This window comes from Pseudomonas sp. CM25, from assembly GCF_013179705.1.
Taxonomy (GTDB): domain Bacteria; phylum Pseudomonadota; class Gammaproteobacteria; order Pseudomonadales; family Pseudomonadaceae; genus Aquipseudomonas.
This window is the reverse complement of the sequence record NZ_JABMCW010000002.1, coordinates 47,464-53,785: the sequence shown is the minus strand read 5'-3', so window position 1 is coordinate 53,785 and position 6,322 is coordinate 47,464. Positions and strand designations below refer to the sequence as shown.

The following is a 6,322-nucleotide window of genomic DNA, read 5'->3' as shown; positions in this document are numbered from 1 at the left end:
CTGTACCCGGTAGGTGATCTGGTAGTTGCCCGCCGGGCCTTCGCGCAGGCTGCGGTAGGCCTGGCGCATCGAGTTGCGCTCGTCCTCGGGCACCCCTTCGAAAAAGGCATCGAACGATTCGTGAAACGGGATGGGCGGCAGGCCGTGCAGCTGCGCAGCCCGCGCCGAGCCGTAGAGCATGCCGCTGGGGATATGCCAGTCCCAGGTGCCGAGTTGCGCCGAGTCCAGGGCCAGGTCAAGGCGTTCCTGGCTGTCCTTCAGGGCTTGTTCGGCGCGCTTGCGTTCGGTGGTGTCGACGAAGGTGCTTATAAGGAATGTCACGCCTTCCAGTTCGATGCCCTGGGTGCACAGGATCCCGTCATGTACCTTGCCGCTGGAGGCGCGGAACTGCACTTCGAGGATCAGCGGGCCGTTGTTGGCGCGGGTCGATTCAATCACCTGATGGCGCTGCTAGGGGTTGGCCCACAGGCCGAGCTCCAGGCTGGTCTTGCCGATCACCTGGCTACCGGGCCAGCCGAACATGTCCTCGAAGTGCTGGTTGACCTCGAAGATCATGCCGTCGTGGCGACGGGTCAGCAAAATGGCGTTGGGGCTCAGGTGGAACAGGGTGGCGAAGCGTTTTTCCGAATTGATCAGCGCGGTTTCGCGCTCGCGCTGGCGGGTGATTTCGCGGATTACCCCGATCATCTGCGGCCGCCCATGCTGGTCAAGGGTGAGGCTGCCGTTTATTTCCAGCCAGTGCAGGCTGCCGTCCGGCCAGCGGATGCGGTGGCGCATCGCCTGCTCCACCGGCTCGCCATTGAACACCGCCTGGAACACCTGGCGCGTGCGGGCGCGGTCTTCTTCGGGCAGCAGGTCGAGGTAGTCGACATCGGCCGGCAACGGGCGCTGCGGGTCGAAGCCGAACAGGGCCTGGGTACCCCGTGACCAGCTTACCCGGCCGCTTTCGATGTCCCACAGCCAGGCTCCCAGGCGCGCGCCGTTGAGCGCGGCCAGCAGTTGTGGGGCATTCTGCCAGGCTTGCTCCGATTCCTGGGGGTCGGCCGCCGGTATGCGCGGCAGGCGCAAAAAGCGGTTTGCTGATTTGGGCATCGGTACCAGACCTTTGGCGAATGACGCGTCCTTGAACTTGGAAATGCCGAGCTGACTACCGGTCAGGCGGGCCCTGCGTGGCTGTCGAGCAGTGCCATGAATGCCCTGGCTGCGTTCGACAGCGTTCGCTCCGTGTGCAGAATGTAGCCTAGCTGGCGCGACAGCTGTATGCCGGGCAAGGCGATGGGTGCAACCTGTTCGTCGAGCATGGTGCGCGGTAGCACGCTCCACGCCAGGCCGATCGAGACCATCATCTTGATGGTTTCCAGGTAGTTGGTGCTCATGGCGATGTTCGGCGTCAGGCCCTGGCTTTCGAACAGGCGCTGGACGATATGGTGGGTAAAGGTGTTGCCGCCGGGGAACACCGCCGGGTGGCGGGCGACATCCGCCAGGCTGACGGCCTGGTCGTTCGCCAGTGGGTGCTCGGGGGCGGCGACGAAATCCAGGGCGTCGTCCCACACCGGCACGGCCTTGACCAGGTGGTGGGGCTCGGGGGCCAGGGTGATCACGGCAATTTCGGCGCGGCCATGCAGAATCTCATCGTAGGCCTGTTCCGAATCCATGAACTGAATATCCAGCGCTACGGCGGGGTGCTGGCGGGTGAATGCCCGTAACAGTGGGGGCAGGCGGTGCAGGCCGATGTGATGGCTGGTGGCCAGGGTCAGGCGACCGCTCACTTCCCCGGTCAAATTGGTCAGGGCCCGTCGGGTATCATCGAGCACATTGAGTATCTGGTAGGCCCTTGGCAGCAAGGCGCGCCCGGCCTCGGTCAATGTCACCTCACGACCCAGGCGGTCGAACAGGCGCACGCCCAGTTGCTGCTCCAGGCCGGCGATGCGTTTGCTGATGGCCGGCTGGGTCAGGAACAGGCGTTCGGCCGCCCCGGAGAAACTGCCGGTTTCGGCAATGGCGATAAAGGCACTGAGGTTGGCCAGATCCATGGGCTTGTATTCCTTTGGGTTATCCAAAGCATAAAAATTATGAATTTGAGTTATTCAATCTAACCCCATAGCATCGTCCATACAAGCCAAGGGGTTTTTGGCATAGAAAGAACGCTGATGAGGAACAGTCTGATGGCTGGCAAAACGCTCTACGACAAACTCTGGGAAGCCCATGAGGTCAAGCGCCGTGATGACGGCTCGTCCTTGATCTACATCGACCGCCACATCATCCACGAAGTGACGTCGCCCCAAGCCTTCGAAGGCCTGCGCCTGGCTAGCCGCAAACCTTGGCGCATCGACACCAACATCGCCACGCCAGACCACAACGTGCCGACCACGCCAGAGCGCAAGGGCGGCATCGAGGCCATCGCCGACCAGGTATCGCGCCTGCAGGTGCAGACCCTTGACGAGAACTGTGACGAATACGGCATCGTCGAATTCAAGATGAACGACGTGCGCCAGGGCATCGTCCACGTCATCAGCCCGGAGCAGGGTGCCACCTTGCCAGGCATGACCGTGGTCTGCGGCGACTCGCACACCTCCACCCATGGCGCCTTTGGTGCCCTGGCCCACGGCATCGGTACCTCCGAGGTAGAGCATGTGCTCGCCACCCAGTGCCTGGTCGCCAAGAAGATGAAGAACATGCTGGTGCGCGTGGAAGGCCAGTTGCCTGCCGGCGTTACCGCCAAGGACATCGTCCTGGCCGTGATCGGCAAGATCGGCACCGCCGGCGGTAACGGCCACGCCATGGAGTTCGCCGGCAGCGCGATCCGCGAATTGTCGATGGAAGGCCGCATGACCATCTGCAACATGTCCATCGAAGCCGGTGCACGTGTCGGCCTGGTGGCCACTGACGCCACCACCGTTGCCTACGTCGAAGGCCGCCCGTACGCGCCGAAGGGCGAGCAGTGGGAACGTGCTGTAGAAGCCTGGAAAGACCTGGTTTCCGATGACGATGCGGTGTTCGACACCGTGGTCGAACTGGATGCCGGCCAGATCAAGCCGCAGGTCAGCTGGGGCACCTCGCCCGAGATGGTCCTGGCCGTCGACCAGCGCGTACCGGACCCGGCCGCCGAGGCCGACCTGGTCAAGCGTGGCTCGATCGAGCGCGCCTTGAAGTACATGGGCCTGACCGCCAACCAGGCCATCACCGATATCCAGCTGGACCGCGTGTTCATCGGCTCGTGCACCAATTCGCGTATCGAAGACCTGCGTGCTGCGGCGGAAATCGCCAAGGGCCGCAAGGTGGCGGCTACCGTCAAGCAGGCCATCGTTGTGCCGGGTTCGGGCCTGGTCAAGGCCCAGGCCGAGCGTGAAGGCCTGGACAAGATCTTCGTCGAAGCCGGTTTCGAATGGCGTGAACCAGGCTGCTCGATGTGCCTGGCGATGAACCCGGACCGGCTGGAGAGTGGCGAGCACTGCGCGTCCACCTCCAACCGCAACTTCGAAGGCCGCCAGGGCGCCGGTGGGCGTACCCACCTGGTCAGCCCGGCCATGGCTGCCGCTGCTGCGGTGACTGGCCACTTCATCGATGTTCGCGAGTTGATCCAAGGGAGCGCAGCATGAAAGCCTTTACCCAGCACACTGGCCTCGTCGCGCCGTTGGACCGTGCCAACGTCGACACCGACCAGATCATCCCCAAGCAGTTTCTGAAGTCGATCAAGCGCACCGGCTTTGGCCCCAACCTGTTCGACGAATGGCGTTACCTGGACGTGGGGCAGCCCTATCAGGACAACAGCAAACGCCCGTTGAACAATGAGTTTGTGCTCAACCACGAGCGTTATCAGGGTGCCAGTGTATTGCTGGCGCGGGAGAACTTCGGTTGCGGTTCCAGCCGCGAGCATGCCCCGTGGGCCCTGGACGAGTACGGCTTCCGTAGCGTGATCGCGCCAAGCTTTGCCGACATCTTCTTCAACAACAGCTTCAAGAACGGTTTGCTGCCGATCATCCTCAGCGATGAGGAAGTGGACGAGCTGTTCAAGCAGGTCGAGGCCAACCCGGGTTACCAGCTGACCATTGACCTGCAGGCGCAGGCAGTGACCCGCCCGGATGGCAAGGTGCTGCACTTCGAAATCGACGCGTTCCGCAAGCACTGCCTGCTCAATGGCCTGGACGATATCGGCCTTACCTTGCAGGACGGCGATGCGATCAAGGCCTTCGAGGGCAAGCACCGCGCCAGCCAGCCTTGGCTGTTCCGTGATGCCTGATTGATATAGCCGGCATTTGTACTGGCTGTGCCGGCCTCTTCGCGGGTAAACCCGCTCCCCCAGGAATACAACAGGTCTTAATACTGTGGGTTCTTTGTGGGAGCTGGCTTGCCGGCGATAGGGCCGACACAGGCAACAAAAAATACCAAAGGATTTAGCCATGACCAGCACCCAGCACACCGATGTGGTCCAGCGCCAGTTCGGCGAACAGGCCAGCGCCTACCTCAGCAGCGCCGTGCACGCCCAGGGCAGTGAATTTGCCCTGCTGCAAGCCGAGCTGGCAGGCCAGGGCCATGCCCGCGTGCTGGACCTGGGCTGCGGTGCCGGTCATGTCAGCTTCCACGTCGCCCCGCTGGTCGCCGAAGTGGTCGCCTACGACCTCTCGCAAGCCATGCTCGACGTGGTCGCCAGCGCCGCCAGCGAGCGCGGCCTGGCCAATATCACCACCGAGCGCGGCGCGGCCGAGCGCCTGCCGTTCGCCGATGGCGCGTTCGACTTCGTCTTCAGCCGCTACTCCGCCCACCACTGGAGCGACCTGGGCCTGGCCCTGCGCGAAGTGCGTCGGGTGCTCAAGCCTGGTGGCGTGGCGGCGTTCATCGATGTGATGTCACCCGGCAGCCCGCTGCTCGACACCTACCTGCAAACGGTCGAAGTGCTGCGCGACACCAGCCACGTGCGCGACTACTCCGCCGCCCAATGGCAGCGCCAGGTCAGCGAAGCCGGCCTGCATGTGCGCAGTCACACCCGCCAGCCGTTGCGCCTTGAGTGGAGCACCTGGGTCGAGCGCATGCGTACGCCCGAGCCGATGCGCATGGCCATTCGCCAATTGCAGCAAGCGATGGGTGAAGAAGTACGGCAGTATTACCAGATCGAGGCCGATGGCTCGTTCAGCACCGACGTGCTGGTGTTGTGGGCAGAGCGTTAAGAACCTTTCGGTGGGGCCCGCATGGCCGCACCGCGTGAATGAATAGAGGAAAGCATGAGCAAGCAGATTCTGATTCTCCCAGGTGATGGTATCGGCCCGGAAATCATGGCCGAAGCGGTCAAGGTGCTGGACCTGGCCAATGACAAGTTCCAGCTCGGTTTCAACCTGCAGCACGACGTGATCGGCGGCGCTGCCATTGACAAGCACGGCGTGCCGCTGGCCGACGAAACCCTGGAGCGTGCGCGCAAGGCCGATGCCGTGCTGCTGGGCGCCGTGGGTGGGCCGAAGTGGGACAAGATCGAGCGTGATATCCGCCCGGAGCGCGGCCTGCTGAAAATCCGTTCGCAACTGGGTCTGTTCGCCAACCTGCGCCCGGCCATCCTCTACCCGCAACTGGCCGATGCCTCGTCGCTGAAGCCGGAAATCGTCGCCGGCCTGGACATCCTCATCGTCCGCGAGCTGACCGGCGGCATCTACTTTGGTGCCCCGCGTGGCCAGCGCGAGCTGGAAGGTGGCGAGCGCCAGGCTTATGACACCCTGCCGTACAGCGAAAGCGAAGTGCGCCGCATTGCCCGTGTCGGCTTCGACATGGCCCGGGTACGTGGCAAGAAGCTGTGCTCGGTGGACAAGGCCAACGTCCTGGCTTCCAGCCAGCTGTGGCGTGAAGTGGTCGAAGAGGTGGCCAAGGACTACCCGGATGTCGAGCTGAGCCACATGTACGTCGACAACGCTGCCATGCAGCTGGTACGTGCACCCAAGCAGTTCGACGTGATGGTGACCGACAACATGTTCGGTGACATTCTGTCGGATGAAGCTTCCATGCTGACCGGTTCCATCGGCATGCTGCCTTCGGCGTCGCTGGATGCCGACAACAAGGGCATGTACGAGCCGTGCCACGGCTCGGCGCCGGACATCGCCGGCCTTGGCATCGCCAACCCGCTGGCGACCATCCTGTCGGTGTCGATGATGCTGCGCTACAGCTTCAACCAGACGGCTGCCGCCGATGCCATCGAGAAGGCGGTAAGCCTGGTCCTGGACCAGGGCCTGCGCACCGGCGACATCTTCTCGGAAGGCTGCCGTAAAGTAGGTACGCAGGAAATGGGCGACGCAGTAGTCGCAGCGCTGCGGAATCTGTAATCTCTCTGGCCCGCCACCCC

The 6,322-nt window shown here is 63.3% G+C and carries 5 protein-coding genes and 1 pseudogene; 4 read left to right on the top strand and 2 right to left on the bottom strand.

Annotated features, from left to right (window positions below; translation table 11 throughout):
* Both HP546_RS00510 and HP546_RS00505 read right to left on the bottom strand, forming a co-directional pair.
* Window positions 1–1,092 (bottom strand): annotated as a pseudogene (locus HP546_RS00510) (PAS domain-containing protein); the annotation flags it as partial.
* A gap of 62 nt (window positions 1,093–1,154) precedes the next feature.
* Complete coding sequence (locus tag HP546_RS00505; RefSeq protein WP_172218609.1) at window positions 1,155–2,033, bottom strand: LysR family transcriptional regulator; 879 nt, start codon at window positions 2,031–2,033, stop codon at window positions 1,155–1,157.
* Window positions 2,034–2,165: 132 nt separating this feature from the next.
* Between HP546_RS00505 and leuC the strand changes: the two genes are divergently transcribed.
* The 4 genes from leuC to leuB all read left to right on the top strand — a co-directional run bounded on the left by leuC (window position 2,166) and on the right by leuB (window position 6,302).
* Complete coding sequence (gene leuC, locus HP546_RS00500; protein ID WP_172218607.1) at window positions 2,166–3,599, top strand: 3-isopropylmalate dehydratase large subunit; 1,434 nt, start codon at window positions 2,166–2,168, stop codon at window positions 3,597–3,599.
* A complete protein-coding gene (gene leuD, locus HP546_RS00495; RefSeq protein ID WP_172218605.1) occupies window positions 3,596–4,240 on the top strand; it encodes a 3-isopropylmalate dehydratase small subunit in 645 nt (214 codons plus the stop codon). Before leuC ends, leuD begins: the two co-directional genes overlap by 4 nt.
* A gap of 160 nt (window positions 4,241–4,400) precedes the next feature.
* The gene (locus tag HP546_RS00490) at window positions 4,401–5,165 is read left to right on the top strand and encodes a class I SAM-dependent methyltransferase (RefSeq protein ID WP_172218603.1); all 765 of its coding nucleotides are present in this window, start codon (window positions 4,401–4,403) and stop codon (window positions 5,163–5,165) included.
* A 54-nt stretch (window positions 5,166–5,219) separates the two neighbouring features.
* Complete coding sequence (leuB, locus tag HP546_RS00485) at window positions 5,220–6,302, top strand: 3-isopropylmalate dehydrogenase (RefSeq protein ID WP_172218601.1); 1,083 nt, start codon at window positions 5,220–5,222, stop codon at window positions 6,300–6,302.
* Window positions 6,303–6,322 lie beyond the last annotated feature (20 nt).

Excerpts from the sequence above, each read along its gene's own strand:
- leuB (WP_172218601.1), top strand. The coding sequence starts at position 5,220 with ATGAGCAAGCAGATTCTGATTCTCCCAGGTGATGGTATCGGCCCGGAA.
- leuD (WP_172218605.1), top strand. The coding sequence starts at position 3,596 with ATGAAAGCCTTTACCCAGCACACTGGCCTCGTCGCGCCGTTGGACCGT.
- HP546_RS00490 (WP_172218603.1), top strand. The coding sequence starts at position 4,401 with ATGACCAGCACCCAGCACACCGATGTGGTCCAGCGCCAGTTCGGCGAA.
- leuC (WP_172218607.1), top strand. The coding sequence starts at position 2,166 with ATGGCTGGCAAAACGCTCTACGACAAACTCTGGGAAGCCCATGAGGTC.
- HP546_RS00505 (WP_172218609.1), bottom strand. The coding sequence starts at position 2,033 with ATGGATCTGGCCAACCTCAGTGCCTTTATCGCCATTGCCGAAACCGGC.